16 protein-coding genes, 2 tRNA genes and 1 pseudogene are annotated in these 15,740 nt (G+C 44.3%); 9 read left to right on the top strand and 10 right to left on the bottom strand.

What is annotated here, in order from left to right; genetic code table 11:
- Positions 1 to 73 (top strand) — tRNA-Met (locus tag QUB10_RS07375).
- 74 nt (positions 74 to 147) lie between these two features.
- A tRNA-Met gene (locus QUB10_RS07370) sits at positions 148 to 224 on the top strand.
- A 350-nt stretch (positions 225 to 574) separates the two neighbouring features.
- Here QUB10_RS07370 and QUB10_RS07365 read toward each other — a convergent pair.
- The 4 genes from QUB10_RS07365 to QUB10_RS07350 form a co-directional block, all read right to left on the bottom strand.
- On the bottom strand, positions 575 to 1,741 hold the full coding sequence (locus QUB10_RS07365; RefSeq protein ID WP_333200877.1) for an RNA-guided endonuclease TnpB family protein: 1,167 nt from the start codon (positions 1,739 to 1,741) through the stop codon (positions 575 to 577).
- A gap of 150 nt (positions 1,742 to 1,891) precedes the next feature.
- A complete protein-coding gene (locus QUB10_RS07360; protein ID WP_333056627.1) occupies positions 1,892 to 2,080 on the bottom strand; it encodes a DUF2949 domain-containing protein in 189 nt (62 codons plus the stop codon).
- Positions 2,081 to 2,314: 234 nt separating this feature from the next.
- The gene (locus QUB10_RS07355) at positions 2,315 to 2,698 is read right to left on the bottom strand and encodes a hypothetical protein (RefSeq protein ID WP_333200875.1); all 384 of its coding nucleotides are present in this window, start codon (positions 2,696 to 2,698) and stop codon (positions 2,315 to 2,317) included.
- A gap of 604 nt (positions 2,699 to 3,302) precedes the next feature.
- The gene (locus tag QUB10_RS07350; RefSeq protein ID WP_333200873.1) at positions 3,303 to 3,473 is read right to left on the bottom strand and encodes a hypothetical protein; all 171 of its coding nucleotides are present in this window, start codon (positions 3,471 to 3,473) and stop codon (positions 3,303 to 3,305) included.
- A 51-nt stretch (positions 3,474 to 3,524) separates the two neighbouring features.
- On the opposite strand from QUB10_RS07350, the gene QUB10_RS07345 reads away from it, so the two are divergent.
- On the top strand, positions 3,525 to 6,413 hold the full coding sequence (locus QUB10_RS07345; protein WP_333200871.1) for a PAS domain S-box protein: 2,889 nt from the start codon (positions 3,525 to 3,527) through the stop codon (positions 6,411 to 6,413).
- Between the two features lie 122 nt (positions 6,414 to 6,535).
- On the opposite strand, the gene QUB10_RS07340 is transcribed toward QUB10_RS07345, so the two are convergent.
- Positions 6,536 to 7,126 (bottom strand): rhomboid family intramembrane serine protease, encoded by a 591-nt coding sequence (locus tag QUB10_RS07340; protein ID WP_333200869.1) that lies wholly within the window; start codon positions 7,124 to 7,126, stop codon positions 6,536 to 6,538.
- 469 nt (positions 7,127 to 7,595) lie between these two features.
- On the opposite strand from QUB10_RS07340, the gene QUB10_RS07335 reads away from it, so the two are divergent.
- The 3 genes and pseudogenes from QUB10_RS07335 to QUB10_RS07325 form a co-directional block, all read left to right on the top strand.
- Positions 7,596 to 7,973, top strand: coding sequence for a Mo-dependent nitrogenase C-terminal domain-containing protein (locus tag QUB10_RS07335; RefSeq protein WP_333200867.1), 378 nt, complete (start codon positions 7,596 to 7,598; stop codon positions 7,971 to 7,973).
- 706 nt (positions 7,974 to 8,679) lie between these two features.
- Complete coding sequence (locus tag QUB10_RS07330) at positions 8,680 to 9,516, top strand: SGNH/GDSL hydrolase family protein (protein WP_333200865.1); 837 nt, start codon at positions 8,680 to 8,682, stop codon at positions 9,514 to 9,516.
- Positions 9,517 to 9,636: 120 nt separating this feature from the next.
- Positions 9,637 to 9,771: pseudogene (locus tag QUB10_RS07325) on the top strand (Mo-dependent nitrogenase C-terminal domain-containing protein); the annotation flags it as partial.
- Between the two features lie 346 nt (positions 9,772 to 10,117).
- Here the strand turns inward: QUB10_RS07325 and QUB10_RS07320 are convergent.
- The 3 genes from QUB10_RS07320 to QUB10_RS07310 all read right to left on the bottom strand — a co-directional run bounded on the left by QUB10_RS07320 (position 10,118) and on the right by QUB10_RS07310 (position 11,931).
- Positions 10,118 to 10,576 carry a hypothetical protein gene (locus QUB10_RS07320; RefSeq protein ID WP_333200863.1) on the bottom strand — a complete coding sequence of 153 codons (459 nt, stop codon included), beginning with the start codon at positions 10,574 to 10,576 and terminating at the stop codon, positions 10,118 to 10,120.
- A gap of 449 nt (positions 10,577 to 11,025) precedes the next feature.
- Positions 11,026 to 11,208 carry a ribbon-helix-helix domain-containing protein gene (locus QUB10_RS07315; protein WP_333200861.1) on the bottom strand — a complete coding sequence of 61 codons (183 nt, stop codon included), beginning with the start codon at positions 11,206 to 11,208 and terminating at the stop codon, positions 11,026 to 11,028.
- 501 nt (positions 11,209 to 11,709) lie between these two features.
- Complete coding sequence (locus QUB10_RS07310) at positions 11,710 to 11,931, bottom strand: helix-turn-helix domain-containing protein (protein WP_015178556.1); 222 nt, start codon at positions 11,929 to 11,931, stop codon at positions 11,710 to 11,712.
- Positions 11,932 to 12,148: 217 nt separating this feature from the next.
- Here QUB10_RS07310 and QUB10_RS07305 point away from each other — a divergent pair, with 217 nt between their 5' ends.
- The 3 genes from QUB10_RS07305 to QUB10_RS07295 all read left to right on the top strand — a co-directional run bounded on the left by QUB10_RS07305 (position 12,149) and on the right by QUB10_RS07295 (position 13,804).
- Positions 12,149 to 12,322 (top strand): hypothetical protein, encoded by a 174-nt coding sequence (locus tag QUB10_RS07305; protein WP_333200858.1) that lies wholly within the window; start codon positions 12,149 to 12,151, stop codon positions 12,320 to 12,322.
- 113 nt (positions 12,323 to 12,435) lie between these two features.
- Complete coding sequence (locus QUB10_RS07300; RefSeq protein ID WP_333200855.1) at positions 12,436 to 13,065, top strand: Uma2 family endonuclease; 630 nt, start codon at positions 12,436 to 12,438, stop codon at positions 13,063 to 13,065.
- 121 nt (positions 13,066 to 13,186) lie between these two features.
- Positions 13,187 to 13,804: a Uma2 family endonuclease gene (locus tag QUB10_RS07295; protein WP_333200854.1), complete on the top strand. Its 618-nt coding sequence runs from the start codon at positions 13,187 to 13,189 to the stop codon at positions 13,802 to 13,804.
- Between the two features lie 85 nt (positions 13,805 to 13,889).
- Here QUB10_RS07295 and QUB10_RS07290 read toward each other — a convergent pair whose 3' ends face one another.
- Positions 13,890 to 14,975, bottom strand: a complete 1,086-nt coding sequence (locus tag QUB10_RS07290; protein WP_333200852.1) for a glycosyltransferase family 2 protein — start codon at positions 14,973 to 14,975, stop codon at positions 13,890 to 13,892.
- Between the two features lie 275 nt (positions 14,976 to 15,250).
- Positions 15,251 to 15,691: a DUF2188 domain-containing protein gene (locus tag QUB10_RS07285; protein WP_333200850.1), complete on the bottom strand. Its 441-nt coding sequence runs from the start codon at positions 15,689 to 15,691 to the stop codon at positions 15,251 to 15,253.
- Positions 15,692 to 15,740: the final 49 nt, after the last annotated feature.

Raw genomic sequence — 15,740 nt, 5'->3', positions numbered from 1 at the left:
GGATAGAGCAGCCTGGTAGCTCGTCGGGCTCATAACCCGAAGGTCAGTGGTTCAAATCCACTTCCCGCCACCAAATTCAAGCGAACCCTGTAATCGTTAAGGTTTCAGGGTTTTGTTTTTGGAAACCACTAAAGAGAGATAAAGCGACGCGGGATAGAGCAGCCTGGTAGCTCGTCGGGCTCATAACCCGAAGGTCAGTGGTTCAAATCCACTTCCCGCCACCAAATTAAACAAGACAAGCCCCGGCAGCCTAAAAGTTGCTGGGGTTTGTTTTATGCCGTCTGTTTGATGGCGTCTGCGATCGCATCTTCGACAGATTGAAAGCAGTTTATTTTAGGCGGCAACAAAAATGAGGACACAGCAGCGCTGTGTCCCTAGTGTATATTTGTATTTTTATGTTTGAGAAAAAATAAGACCCACCCTCAACCCAAACACTTAACCCTATACTTTTCGACGACCGTTGGTGCAAGCTTTATTTGTCAAAAAATTGCAATCCGATATCCATATTTTTTAACTCAGGATTGTGAACTACCAGACGCTGACCACTTAAGTGGTACAGCGCTGGCTTCCTGATTCAACGGGGCGGGGCGTCCCACAAAACCGAAGTTTTACCAGATCGACTTACATCCCCTCCACAGGCAGAAGCGCTAGTTCCTAACGCCAAAATCCGCAAGGCTTCATTTCTAATATTGGTTGCCGCGTTTACGTCACGATCGTGGTGAGTACCACAATGCTGACAACTCCATGCTCTAATATCAAGAGTGAGATTCTCAACTCGATTTAGACATACATGGCAAGTTTTAGAACTCGGAAACCATCTATCGATTTCGACATATTGCTTTCCTTCGCTCTGGGACTTGTACTTGAGCATGGTACAAAACATACCCCAGCCAGCATCACTAATAGCTTTGGCTAGATTATGATTCTTTACCATGCCTTTGATGTTGAGATTTTCCACTGCAATAACTTGGTTTTCGTTAACTATCTTGCGGGATAGCTTTTGTAGAAAATCTTCCCGGCATCGGGCAATCTTGGAGTGAACTTTTGCCACCGCCCGTCTTGCCTTTTTCCTGTTTTGACTGCCTTTATTTTTGCGAGAAAGCTTTTGCTGCTTACGTTTTAGGTTCCGCTGACGTTTAACAAAATGCTTGGGATTGCCAAACTTAGAAGCATCACTGGTAATCGCAAAATGAGTCAACCCGACATCAATGCCAATAGCTTTACCTGCTGGGACGGATTCAGGCTTTTCTTTCCCGTCGTCAGTCAAAACAGAAATAAAGTGTTTGCCGTCTGGGTTACGAGACACGGTAACGGTCTTGATGTCGCCCTCGAAATCACGGTGCCGCCGACAGAAAACTAAACCAATTTTAGGTAAATTAATATAGTCACCGTCAAATTTGACATTTTGAGGATAACTGATCGACTGCCTGTCGTGCTTGGCTTTGAATTTGGGTGGCATCGCCCTCTTGTCAAAGAAGTTTTTGTAGGCAGTAGATAAATTCAATGCAACGACCTGCAAGCATTGAGAATAGGGTTCTTTCAACCATTCGTATTCTTTCTTGAGTGCAGGGAGCAAACCTTGTATGTATGCTCTCGATAGTCCTTTCCCGGTATTCTTGTAAGTTTCTTGACACAGATTCAAAGCATAATTCCAGAACCATCTCGCACAGCCAAAAGACTTTGCCAGCAAGACATCTTGCTCATCTGTGGGATAAATTCTGTACTTGTAAGCTTTATACATTTATCAGGAGTGCAGAATACCGGTAAAAATATCATACGCGCACAAAAACGATATTGATTCGCTGTCGCTCAATTTATTTTCTGACTCATTTTCATCCCGACGCTCACCTTCGGTAGAGCGCGGGACTTCCCATTCGCATTAGTTAAATTGCTAAGTTGGCTGAGCTTCCATCCAATCAAAAATCAGGTTTAATTGTTCCAGTGTTACTAACCCGTACTGCCACAGAACCATCGGCAGTTCGCTGGCATCTTGTTCACCGTGTCGGAGAGCAACGGCAATGGCAGAATTCGATATTGCCAACTCTCCCCGCAAATAATCGATCAGTTGAGCCTTTCTCATCACCTTCACCGCCAGTTTTATGCGCTATTGTAAAGATATGTAGCTAATTGGTCTTTATCGGAAGTTTAATTGGTCTAATTTTAGGTTCACAATAGAGAACCTTGTGTGATCGAAACCGCACAAAACTTGTGATAAAACTCTGATAAAAAAGCGATCGCAATCACAAGAACTGCTAGAATCAAAAATTGGGTTTCGCGATCGCTCGTTTGCTTCACATCAATTTATTTAAAAATCCTAAAGTCCTAGCTGAAGCTGAACTCCCGCTTCTGTACCGCTGTCGGTTTGTTTTGGAGGTAAAGGATTTCCTTGACGCTGGGCGTCCGAAGGAGTAGTAATAAATTCCAATGGGCCCTCGATTTTGAGGCGAAATGTGTCGCCCAAGCTTCTTTCCCTTCTAGCAGAATTAGCCGCCGTTTCTGGTCCACCAATCAAGTTTTGGTAGTCCGAGTCTAAGGTTCTGTCCTCCACAGTCCTCAACGAGTCCCCAGATAAAGTCGTTTCCGAATATTGGGGCGCTGGTTGCAGTCTTTGTTGGGCGAGAACTGCGGGCGTCAAACCGATAAAAATTGAGCTCAGTCCGAGAGCAGTGCCAAGAGTAGCAATAACTGCGTTCATCATCCATGCCTCCGCTAGTTGCATCCTACTATGCTTATTTTACCCAGTCGCAATTAAGTTGTACTCTATCAAAAGTAGCTGCTTGTGGAGATATCAATTGCAGTTGCTGTGAAAACTTATAACTTTCGATCGCGCTATCGGTCAAATAAAACTGACGCAGCGGCCGGGTTGAAACGCAAAAATACGTCATTTCAAGCATGAGTCAACCAAAAACTCGATTGGTTTGATTAGCGCGCGTCAATCGATTTGAGATTTGAGATTTGAGATTTGAAATTTGAAGAATTTACCCCACGGATAAATACGTTCGGCAAGTTTCATCGGATACAGGTTTTTTATTTCTGGACGGATAAATACGGGGGCTTGTATCCTGGATGCTTTCGGTCAGGAGTGGAAAAATAGTTAGTGCTGGACGCACGGGCGGCTATCCATCGGTTGTTTTTGACGAAAATAGTTCGTTGCAGACCGCCAAAACGCTAAAAAACCTAGTTTGAGATACCTGTTCAAAAAAAAATGCAACGGTCGGCAAATTCTAAACCCTTACAGAACCAGTGTTTTTCAATTTTTTAATTCTTTAATCTCAAATCTATAATAGTATGAGCGTGTTGAGTTAGTCCAGGATTGATACTGCATTCATCTCACTTGCCAATGTTCCCAAAGCTCCCGATCGCGCTAAGATGGCGGTGGCAGTCGTTAAAAATTCAGTTTCCAGTGGCAGATTCCGAGTTATTAACAGCACTTTGCCTACTAAAACCATCTCAACTTCAAAATCTGCGCTCATCAAGTTGTACTTGACCGGAATGTTGTGGGTTAATAATAGTTCTGCTTTACCATGCCAATCAAATATCTGACCAACCCGATTTTAAAAATGTCGGGCAAAGTGCCAATTCGCATCGTCCTTGTTGTGCCTTTTGCCCTCCAGACTTTCGCTGCGGTAGGGTTGACGGGGTGGCTGTCGCTGCGGAACGGGCGCATAGCCGTCAACGATGTTGCCGCACAACTGCGGACAGAAGTCACATCGCGTATCCAGCAACATATTAATAGTTATATTGAAACGCCACACCAAATAAATCAGCTCAATCTCGATGCCATCCGTCTCGGCATTTTGAACGTGCAGGATGCTGATAATTTGCAACGCTACTTCTACAAACAAATCAAAATTTTTGATAAAATTAGCTACATTCAATTCGCATCGGAAGAAAAAGATTTTATTGGAGTGGAACGCCTCGACGACGGCAAGTTGCAAATTCAAATTTCCAATCAATCTACTGGCTATAACTTTCACAGCTACGCGCCCTCGGAGTTCGGGGAACCAACTAAGCTATTAAAAACTACTCTCAACTACGACCCCCGCGTCCGACCTTGGTACATAGCTCCGGTGCGGGCAGGCAAACCGACTTGGAGTAAAGTTTATACTTATTTTGATGCTCCCAAACTAGCGATTACGGCTGCTCAACCAGTCTATGGCGATGATGGGAAACTGATAGGAATCCTGGGTTCTGACTTGACACTTTCCAAGATAAATCAATTCTTGGAAGGTCTAAAAATTGGCAAATCAGGACAGACTTTTATTGTAGAAAGATCTGGGCAATTGGTGGCAAATTCTACTCTGGAACCGCCATTTATTGTTAGCAACGGCGTTCCGAAACGGATTATGGCAGCCAGCAGCAAGAATGTTCTAATTCGATCGACTGCCCGCTATTTGACAGAACGCTTCGGGGATTTGCACAAAATTGACAGATCTCGCCAGTTAGATTTTACGATCGACGGTCAGCGGCAATTTCTACAGGTGACGCCGCTTTTAGACAGCAGGGGCCTCGACTGGTTGATTGTGGTGACGGTTCCTGAAGCCGATTTTATGGAAAGGATTAATGCCAACACTCGGTATACTGTGGTGATGTGTCTGGGTGCTTTGGTGCTGGCAACGGCGATTGGCGCTCTGACTTCTAGGTGGATTGTTGTACCGATTCGGCGTCTGAGCAAGGCTGCGGAGGCTTTGTCCCGGGGAGAATGGGACGGGATGGCAGTAGATTCCCGCTTGATGGCGTCTGTAGAGCGGGAGGATGAGGTCGGTGTCCTGGCTCGCTCCTTTAATATGATGGCCGCTCAATTGGAAGAGTCGTTTACTACTCTCGAAGATCGGGTGGAATCTGCGATCGCCGACAAAAATCAATTAATTATTTCTCTGAAAAAATCGCAGCAAAAACTGGCTCTCCATCTTCACCAAACTCCTTTGGGAGCGATTGAATGGAATCTAAACTTTGAAGTAGCGGAATGGAATTTGTCAGCGGAAAGAATTTTTGGATACAACCGCTTGGAAGCTATGGGATGCCACGGAGTCGATCTCATAGTTCCTGAAAATGCTAAGGAGTATGTCAGGCAACTATCTATAACTTTGCTCACTAATAAAGGAGGAATTAGTAGTATTAACGAGAACATCAGAAAAGACGGAAAAATTATTCTTTGCGAGTGGTACAATACGACTTTGGTTGATGCTGATGGCAGCATTATCGGGGTGGCATCGCTGATTCAGGATGTGACTGAATTTCACAATGCTGTGGGGCAGTTGCGGGCTAGCGAGGAGCGGTTTCGCCAGTTGGCAGAAAATATTCATGAGGTATTTTGGATTAGAGAACCCAATCAAAAGCAGCTAGTTTATGTGAGCCCTGCTTGCGAGAAAATATGGAATTTGAGCTGTCAGAGTTTGCAGTCAGAACCGGAGGCTTTTTGGGATGCTATTCACCGGGAGGATCTCGATCGCGTCAAGGCTGCTTTTGAGAAACAGGTGCGGGGCGATTATGATGAGGAGTATCGGGTAGTGCGCTCGGACGGTTCAGTTTGCTGGGTGCGCGATCGGGCTTTTCCAGTCCGCAACGAAACAGGGGAAATTTACCGCATCGTCGGTATTGCTGAAGATATTACCCAGCGCAAATTAGCAGAAGAATTCCAAAAAGTCGCTCAAACCGCTCAAGCAGCAAACCAAGCCAAAAGCGCCTTTTTAGCTAATATGAGCCACGAATTGCGAACTCCCCTCAACGCGATTATTGGTTACAGCGATATGCTCAAAGAAGACGCCGAGGATTTAGGCTGCGAAGATTTTATCCCCGACTTGCAAAAAATTCAAACAGCGGGCAAACACTTGCTATCTTTAATTAGCGACATTCTAGATATTTCTAAGATTGAAGCGGGTCGGATGGAACTTTACTTAGAAACTTTCAACCCGGTTAATTTAATTGACGAGGTAGTTTCTACTGTCAAACCCTTGGTAGATAAAAATTTTAATAAGTTTGAAGTTGATTGTGCTGACGACTTGGGAATGATGTATGCTGACATTACCAAAACTCGTCAAATCTTGCTCAACCTGCTGAGCAATGCAGCGAAATTTACGGAAGAGGGGACTATTAGCCTCTGTATTGAAAGAGTTAAACATGACAGCTTAACAACTCAAGAAATAGCAGAACCTTCCGACTCAATAATTTTTCGCGTAGCTGATACGGGCATTGGGATTCCCCCCGAACAATTGCAGCATTTATTTCAAGCATTTATGCAGGGCGACGCATCAACTACCCGCAAGTATGGCGGCACGGGTTTGGGATTGACTATTAGTCGTCACTTTTGCGTGATGATGGGTGGTGATATGCACGTTGAAAGCGAGTTAGGTTGCGGTTCAGTTTTTACTGTGTGCTTGCCGGCCCGCGTGGAATTATTGATCAGCAGTTAGTCTTGCTATCCGCGACGCAATTGTTACACAAGAAACCAGGTTTATGGACAAAAAACCTACGCTTTTAGAGAATTTATGAGCAATAAACCAAGGTGATGATAGGATGCAGCCTCAGTCTTATTCTAGTTAATTCGCCGTTTCTGCCGCCCCAAAAGTTGAGCTGTTAATACCCCGCCCACAAAGCCAAAGAAATGCCCTTGCCAGGAAATTCCCGGCTGCGAGGGCAAAACTCCCCAAATTAAACTGCCGTAGAAGAAACCGACAATTAAAGATACCAAAATAGATGTAAAGCTGCGTTCAAAATAGCCCCGCAGCAGTAAGAAGCCGAAGTAACCAAAGATTAATCCGCTGGCACCAATGTGAACGGAATAGGGCGCGCCAGTCAGCCAAACTCCGAATCCGCTGACTAGCACAGTGACGGCACTCACGATAAAAAAGTCGCTAATTTCTCGCAGCATAATCAACCAACCCAATGTCACAAAAGGGAGGGTATTGGCAGCTAAGTGAGCAAAACTGCCATGCAGAAAAGGCATCAACAGGATGCCTTGAAGTCCGTCGAGGCTGCGGGGGCGGACTCCGTAAGCATTCAGCCTGCCTCCGAATAGGAATACATCGACAATTTCGATAATCCAGAGGAGGGAGACGAAGCCACCGAGAATGGCGGCGTGGCTTTGCAATTCGCGGGTGATAGCTTTGGTTTCTGGGTTACTCATGGGTGGTGAGGGCGGTGATACCGATTATTTCTCATTGTAGAAGTTTCTGAGCGATCGCGAGCAAAGATTGTTGGGTCGAGGTTTCAGGGTTTTTTGCAGCAGAGCTTATTTAGAAATATTATAAGTTTTATTAAAAATTCCGCATTTTCACGTATAGGATAATTCACTTCGATGCGTCACAATTGTAATTGAACTACAAAAGGAGAGTCAACCGAAGGTTGAAGCTAAAACGTAGAAGACAGAATTTTTACCCTATCAATCAATCCTTGGGCTTGAAATGAGGACACTTTTTAGAGCGCACACCGTCTTTAAAAAAATCAGGAACTACTTTTCTCGCCCTAAGTCATAAATTTAAGAAGTTCAATCCGGTAAAGCAAAACGAGATGCTGTAGATACTGATTGTAGATAATATCGCACAAGCTCTACAGAGAGTTCTTGGCACCTCGTTATAAAAGAGGAAGAGAGCAAAATGAACGTATTTGAGCATACAGTTTCCTACCGAACTCTGCCACATTGGGTAGGATTTGGCAAAGAAGAAACCGCCGTTAATGTCGCTACAACTTCTCAACCTTACGGTCAAAAGCCACACTTTGACCCCTTGCATCCGCTAAAACAATGGCTTGATAACACTGCAATTAAAAGTCAAAAGTTGGCTCGGTTGCTGTGTAAGTTTATTCCCAGCCAGTGTCCGTTTGAGCGAGAAGTCAAAATTGGCGATTGCACTTTATTTTCCATTCCGCCACTGTGCAAGTTAAATCCGCTTTACGAGCAAGTGGTTGGGCTGCGCTTTCGAGCTTTGTGTTATTTGGCTGACGAATGTGGCGAAGATGTAACTCCTTATTGTTAATTCTGCAAAAACTTAAATTTCTCACTGTCTTTTCACCCTCCCTTCTCCTTGTTGGGGAGGGTTTTTGTTTTGTGCAGGCTTTCCGGGATAAAAAGTGCGCTCAATTTCTCGCTCGTCGAGTAAATCAGCTTTAAATTCATTCTTTTTTTATTGATTGATATTTAGCTCAAGGGTAGTTGTTTGGGAGGTTTTCGTGGTTCGCCTCTTGCGTAACTTTATTGGGTAATCTCCCAAAAGATGTACGGTTGTGCCCCCGCCACAGCGCTATGAGCTAGATACCATTAGAAAAGTGTCAATCGATTTTAGATTTTAGATTTTAGATTTTAGAGGCGACCCCACGGATAAATGCGGGGGCAATAAGTGATTTTCGATTTGAGATTTGGGATTGATTCCACGGATAAATCACGTGGCGGGTACCACCTTTGAAATTCTTGGTCAAGGACACCACCAATCTATGTAGGTTGAGCAGTGGAGTGGGGCAACCCACAATTAAAGTTCAGGTTTACTCCCCACATTTTTTACAAAATTGATATATTAGTAATTGGTGCAAATATTTAAGCGATTTCAAGAATATAAATAACACTCAATGTCAAAATCAGGAACTCGGCAATTACCGGGTACAAATTATCAAATATTTCAACTATCTAACTAATACCAAGTGTTGAAAAAAACGTTTTTTGCCGTAATTATTGCGCTTTTATCTTTTATGGTTGCACTCATCCTATCAGCTCAAAGTTCTGAGGCTGTCAATGAACTTTATGTATTTGGGGACAGTCTTTCGGATATGGGAATGGTGTTTCGAGCGAGCGGGGGTCAATATCCGCCTCGTTCGACTTACTTTCAAGGGCGTTACTCGAATGGTAAAGTTTGGGTAGAGTATCTTGCCGATCGCCTCAAGTTGCCGCCCGAACGAGTCACTAATTTCGCTTATGGAGGTGCAACAACCGGAAGCGATCGCAATAGCCTTGTCCCTGGTTTGTTAGCTCAAGTTCAGTCATGGAATAAATCCCAAAAACAGGCAAATCCTCATGCGCTGTATGTACTGTGGGCGGGTGCAAATGACTATTTGCAGGGGGTCAATAATGCGAATCTTCCCGTTGAAAATGTGGCGAGGGCGATCGCGTCTCTTGCTGATGTGGGTGCTAAAAATATCCTGCTGGCAAATTTACCAGATTTGGGGCAGTTACCGGCGACGCGAACAGGCGCTAATTCGGCAAGTCTCACTGCATTAACACAAGCGCACAATCAGGGTTTGAGGCGAACGGTTAAGGTATTAAGTCAACAGCATTCTGACTTAAAGATTGCGACTCTGGATGCTAATGCGCTTTATCGGGAAGCGATCGCCAACCCGGCTAAATATGGCTTGACTAATGTGACGAGTGCGTGTTTATCGGGTGGAGGTGTTTGTGCTAGTCCCGATCGATTTTTGTTTTGGGATGGCATTCATCCGACGACTGCCGCACACAAAATTTTGGGGGAAGCAGCATCCGCAATTGTGCAGGAGAGCGGGATGATTAAATCTGGATTGGGGACGTTTCGGTAAACCATTTTTAGGCCCGACGGGCGCCACAAGAGCGGGATGCTGCCTTGGAGTAGAGGTTGACATAATTTTTTGCATGAGAGCAATATTGACTCATCTGATATTGTAGAAATTTCTCTCGTGGGCGATCGCACTTTATTATCCATTCCGCCACTGTGCAAGTTAAATCCGCTTTACGAGCAAGTGGTTGGGCTGCGTTTTCGAGCTTTGTGTTATTTGGCTGACGAGTGGGGCGAAGATGTGACTCCTTATTGTTAATTCTGCAAAAACTTAAATTTCTCACTGTCTTTTCACTCTCCCTTCTCCTTGTTGGGGAGGGTTTTTTTATTTTGAGATTATTCGGCGGTTGAAACCTGTTAACCTCAAACTCAAATGTGGCGAAGCGATTAAAAGGGCGGGTTTTTGAGATTGTCAATTATTGGCAGATATTTTTCGTGAGGGGAGCCCCTACCGTATTAGGGGTAATCGACCGGACATAATATCATTTGAGTTCGAGGTTAAATTAGACAAAATTTTGTCTGCCTCAGCAGAAAAGCCAGATATTCTGTTAGATACCCGGCTTTTTGAAGAAGTCGGGGCTTGAAAGAGCGATCGCATTGAAATACTAAAGGGAGCGAATCACTCGTTGTTCGAGAATGCGTTTGCCTTTGTTATAAATACTAAGGCTAGCTCCTGTAACAATGTAATCGTAAGCGCCATTTTTTGCCACGTAACCAGTCCCTTCTTCAGTTCGAGCACGCAGGGCGATCGTGCTGCCGTTACTTTTTTTAACGCCGTAGTAATATAGTTGATTGGCGTGGTTGTAGCACAGATAAATCCGAAAGTTGCTGGTCTCGAAATAGTTTTCCACTTTCTGTCTTTTGCGAGCACAAAAATCCCTCACCAGTTTTTGGGGAGTGGATACATTAGCTATTTGTATGGTTTCAATTGGAGACTGAATGCGAGACGTTGTTGGTGCAGTGCTTGTGTTCGATTGTCCTATAGCCAAGGTTGCCGCTGGATTGCTGGCAAATAGCATTAAACCGAGTAAGCTGGTTTGTGTGAGTCTTGCTGTGAAGTTCATAAGTCATTCCTTGAAAATATGTTGATGCGTCTAATCTAGGTAAGTGGGATTGATTAGGGCGATCGAACAGTACAGTTTTCACCATTGGCCTCAAGGAGGAAATTCTGGGATGCAATTTCCGTTTCCCCTGAGAGATGGCACTATTCTCAATAAGCTTTTAGGGGCAGGCTAGAAGCCCGCCCCACAAGAGGATTGAATGTATAGTCGAAAGCTGGTTACTGAGAATGATATTTTTTTGTGAGTTTCTCTGCAACTGACTAGCCGGCGGACAATTAAATAACTGGCACTTTTGATTGCTGAGAGGACTGATGCACTAACAGGCGATCGCGAGGACAAAGCAGAGAATGATTTTAAATATTGGGCGCCAACTGCGGGCGCTGATGCTAGTTTTCATCAATTTCGATAAGTGCGATCGCCCGACACGCACCAGCAACCCACGAGGGAAGTCTTTAGGCGCCGCTTTTGGGCTTTTCAGGTTCAGAAGGTAAATCTCCCTTTTTTTTCGCTTCCAAAACCGCCGTTTCAACGATAAAAGCGATCAAACTAGCTGTGGGTCTACCTTGCCGGTCTGCCCACAGTTCTAAGGATTCATAGATGTAGTCGGGGAGTGTGATGTGAACGCGCTTGCTCACTGTCAATATTTACTGTTTGTGAACGCTCCCAATCATACAAGTTTACGCCGATCGCGGTGTTATAACGCTATTTTAGTAATTTTCTGCTACCAATGAGGGCCTTTTGTGCAATAATTTGTACAGCACACCACAGCAAAGTCAAAAGCCAGTCCCCCGCCGTGGAAAGCAAGGACTGGCTATGGCTCCCATTAACAAAGGAGATACCTTTACAAAGGAGATACAACTATTATGCCGTATGAGAAACGTCTCAAGCCGTGGAGCGTTGTTCGTTTGCTTCCAAATCTACAAAGGGTCGTTATCGGTCGCTTTCGCAGTTGGTCAGATGCAGAGGGTCATTTGCGAGTTCTCCAACAACTGCTTCCCGCGGCTCGATTGACCTTAGTTTTCGATCCAATCGATTAATTTTGGTTGCGAGTTGATAAGCGTGCGATCGCCCTTGGTTGAAAGAGGGCGATCGTACAAATCACCTCAAAACAGTGCGATCGCTTGTGTCCTCAAATTTCAGCCTCGATCGGGATTGTCCTCTTCGTAATCCATTAAGTCTCCGGGCTTGCAATTCAGTGATTTGCAGAGAACGTTTAACGTTGCTGCGTCTATTCTGGTCAGGTAACGGCGAGTTTTGAGCCGAGAAATAGACCTGGGATTCATCCCGGTTAGGACAGCCAGTTCCTTGTTACTGATATTCCGATCGGCCATGACAACTGCTAATCTCCACCGGATCACTGTTTAACTGCTCACAACCTTTGCAAGGCAGATGCTAGCACCTTGTAGGTCAATTTTTGGGCTGTATAGACTGTAACAGTTGCATAATAGACCGCTGCGGTTGTAAAACTGCTTTATTTGGATTAAACTTAAGTATGCAAAAGTCAAAAGCCAGTCCGATGCTTTCCGAGGGATCAGGACTGGCTATGGCTCCAATTAACAAGGAGATACACCTATTATGCCGTATGAGAAACGTCTCAAGCCGTGGATCGTGGTTCGTTTGCTTCCAAATCTACAAAGGGTCGTTGTCGGTCGCTTTCGCAGTTGGTCTGATGCAGAGGGTCATTTGCGAATTCTCAAACAACTGCTTCCCTGTGCTCGATTGACCTTAGTTTTCAATCCGATCGACTAATTTTGGTTGCGAGTTGATAAGCGTGCGATCGCCCGCTTGTTTGAGAAGGGCGATCGCAATTTCGGACAATGTTAAACTAGACGCAAGATATCAATTGAGTTGGGAAAAACACCGTGACAGCTATTCTACAAGTAACAGAACAGCCAACAGCACAGCGCTACTTCACTCCAGAAGAATATCTAGCCCTGGAAGAAGCAGCAGAGTATAAAAGTGAATATCGCGACGGAGTAATTATTCCAATGACAGGTGGAACTACGAATCACAATCGCATTGCCCTGAATATGAGCATAGCATTACGTCTTGCTCTTAAGGGACTTGACTATGATGTTTTCATGGGCGACGTGTGTCTGTGGCTGCCGAAAAAGCGAACTTATACTTATCCCGATGTGATGGTAATTCCGGGGACACCTGAGTATTTCAATAATCGCCAGGATACGGTGATGAATCCGCAAGTGATTGTGGAAGTTTTATCGAAATCTACGAAAGCTTACGATCGCACTGATAAGTTTAAGTTTTATCAAACGCTGCCGACATTTCAAGAGTATATTCTGATTGACCAATCCCAGGTTTATATTGAACAGTATTGTAAGTTGGCAAACAAGCGGTGGTCCTACCGTCAGTACGATGAGGAAGATGCGGCGCTAGTTTTTAATTTCTTTCAAGTTGAAGTAGCGCTGGCTGATGTCTATGAGAAGGTGGATTTTGAGGCGGAAAATGAGCCAGAAGAAAGCGGGGAGGAATAAGGGCGATCGCTTTTTTGGAAATGCGGGTTATCATTTAAGTGAGCGATTCCCTTCGGGATAGCTTCGCACGCGCGTACCCAAAAGAAATATTTGTTCAACATCCTTGCGGGAGAACATCCAGATGACAAGCACTTTGCAAACAACCGAGCAACGTTACTGCACAGAAGAGCAATATTTAGCACTGGAAGAAACAGCAGAGTACAAAAGCGAATATCTCGACGGGGAAATTATTCCTATGACAGGCGGATCTACGAATCACAATCGGATCGCAGGAAACGTTTACATTGCTTTAAATTTCGCTCTTCCAGAACAAGAGTATGATGTCTTCATCGGTGACGTGCGCCTGTGGATACCAAAAGTGCGACTGTACACTTATCCAGACGTAATGGTAATTTTTGGGCTACCTGAGTACCGCAACAATCGCACTGACACGATTACCAACCCTCAAGTTATTGTGGAAGTTTTATCAAAGTCTACTAAAAATTACGATCGAGTTGACAAGTTTACATTTTATAAAACTATTCCTTCTTTTCGAGAATACATTCTTATTGACCAAACAAAAATCAAAATCGAGCAGTATTCTAAAACCGAGAATAAAAGATGGTTGTATAGCGAGTATGATGAGGAAGATACGGCATTAGTGTTTAATTCCTTTCAGCTAGAAGTTCCTCTATCTGCTATTTATAAGAAAGTGAATTTTGAGCAAGTTGAGCAAGAAGATAGTCAAAATGAGGTGTGAGGGCGATCGCACTTGGTTTCAGAAGGGCGATCGCATCTGTCGGCTTTGTGTTAATGGGAAACTCCATCTTTCACTTAAAGCAAGTCTAAGATCTTAACTGTAAAAGTTCTCGTTGTAAATTCGTATACCATTGAGCCAGTTCTTCATCGGGCAGTGCAAACAGCTTAGGCGCGTATTTTAACGCCACCAACATACCTCTTCCCTGTGGTAATGACCAACGGCGAGTCAGTAGATCCTTGCAAATCTCAGCGATAATTCGCCGTGCGATTAAGCGGTAATATACCAAGCGATCGCGATGCAGATCGCTTGAGTATTTTCTCAGGAAAAGTGCCTGATTTAAAGCTGACAGTGCCGAAGACTTAAACCGGGATAACCGACCGCTTGCACTTTGGAAATGATGGAGTTTAGCATTCACCGCAGTTAATAGCATACCCTGACGAGAAACCCTATAGCTAGCATCTAAATCTTCTCCGGCAGCGTAGTAACGAAGTATAGGTTCAAACTTTTCCTGCAAAATTGTTTCCCGCCGATACGTCATTCGATATCCCTGAAACAAGGGAGATGTTATCACATTCAAATGACTGAGGTTGGAGGGGATTTCGTATTGTGGGTAATCACCATCATAAGGAATAAATAATTTTGTTGTACTCATTAAAAAGAAGTTTTCCCATAGCCAATCCTTGACCCTCCTCAGATTTTCGTAGCGTGCTAATTTCTCCGTATCCCCCGTTGCTTTTTGGGAGTCAACGATTTCTCGATCGGATGAAGGAGGAATGTCAACACTATCTGCCTGTATTCCTTTAACGAGACTTGTGGGATCGGCTTCATAAATTCGCATAATTTCCTCAGCACAAGTTGGATACATCAGCGAGTCATCGTCGATTAGAAAAACAATATCGACTGTTGCTATTTCTAAACCCTGATTTCTCTGTAGCGTACTAGATGGAATCTCGGCACGATCGTAAACCCAACGAATATCAGAACTGTTTTTGGCAATTTCTGACATGACTGTATCGCGTGTTGTCTCCCAGTCATCACTCGCATCAATTACAATAATTTCTGTTGGTTTCCGGGTTTGTTTTATTGCTAGTTCCAAGCAAACAGGAAGAATTTTTTCGCGTTTGTAGGTAGCGATAACTAATCCCCAAGACAGTGATTTGTTAGACATCATACTTGACTTCTCTACTTAACTTTCAATCATTATAGCATTGAAAGAAAATTTAACATGAGCCCGCATTTGAGATTTCAAGAGGTTGATTGTCTTTTATGCAGGCTGGTGCAGCGGCCTTGACAGGGCTACAAATGCCCACCCTACAACTAACTACGCCCCCACAGCTTCCTTAGTCGCGTACAATACCTCAACGGTAATTTGAGAAATCCCCCGATCGCCCTTTTATTTCCCTAAATCTAAACACTTTCCAAACATTCTCGTTTTTATCCTTCAGATTAGCGCAGATTTCTCCGCTGTACCAAAGCGTCGATCGCGGGATTAATTACTTCCTCAACTTCCCCAGTTTCACCGTGAATTACTACCTCAAGCCATTGAGCTTTTGCTATACCCACTGCATATTTAAACGCTGCTTCCTGAGTGGGAAATACCTTTTGACTTGACTCTACATTTTCCTCTGTCACCGCCCACCCATTGGGATGAGGTGCGACGTGCAGTTTGCGATTCAATTCCTTCAATACCCGCTGGCGCAACCCAATTAAAGTAATGCCGACAATAGTTTCACTATCCTCATGATAGCGGGCGATCGCTCCATCGCTAATGTCCACAGCTAGACCTTCGCGCGGTTCTCCTAGCGAGATATACAGAACATCCGCTTCTCGATCGTAGAAACCTGTAATAGTTGGGGAATCTTCGAGAATCTTTACTGTTTTGTCCATATAATTCGTTTATTTGATGATGGCTGTTTTCTCAGGTAAGCTGTTGTGA

This window comes from Microcoleus sp. B5-D4 (genome assembly GCF_036705145.1).
Lineage (GTDB): Bacteria > Cyanobacteriota > Cyanobacteriia > Cyanobacteriales > Microcoleaceae > Microcoleus.
This window is presented reverse-complemented; position numbering and strand designations above follow the sequence as displayed.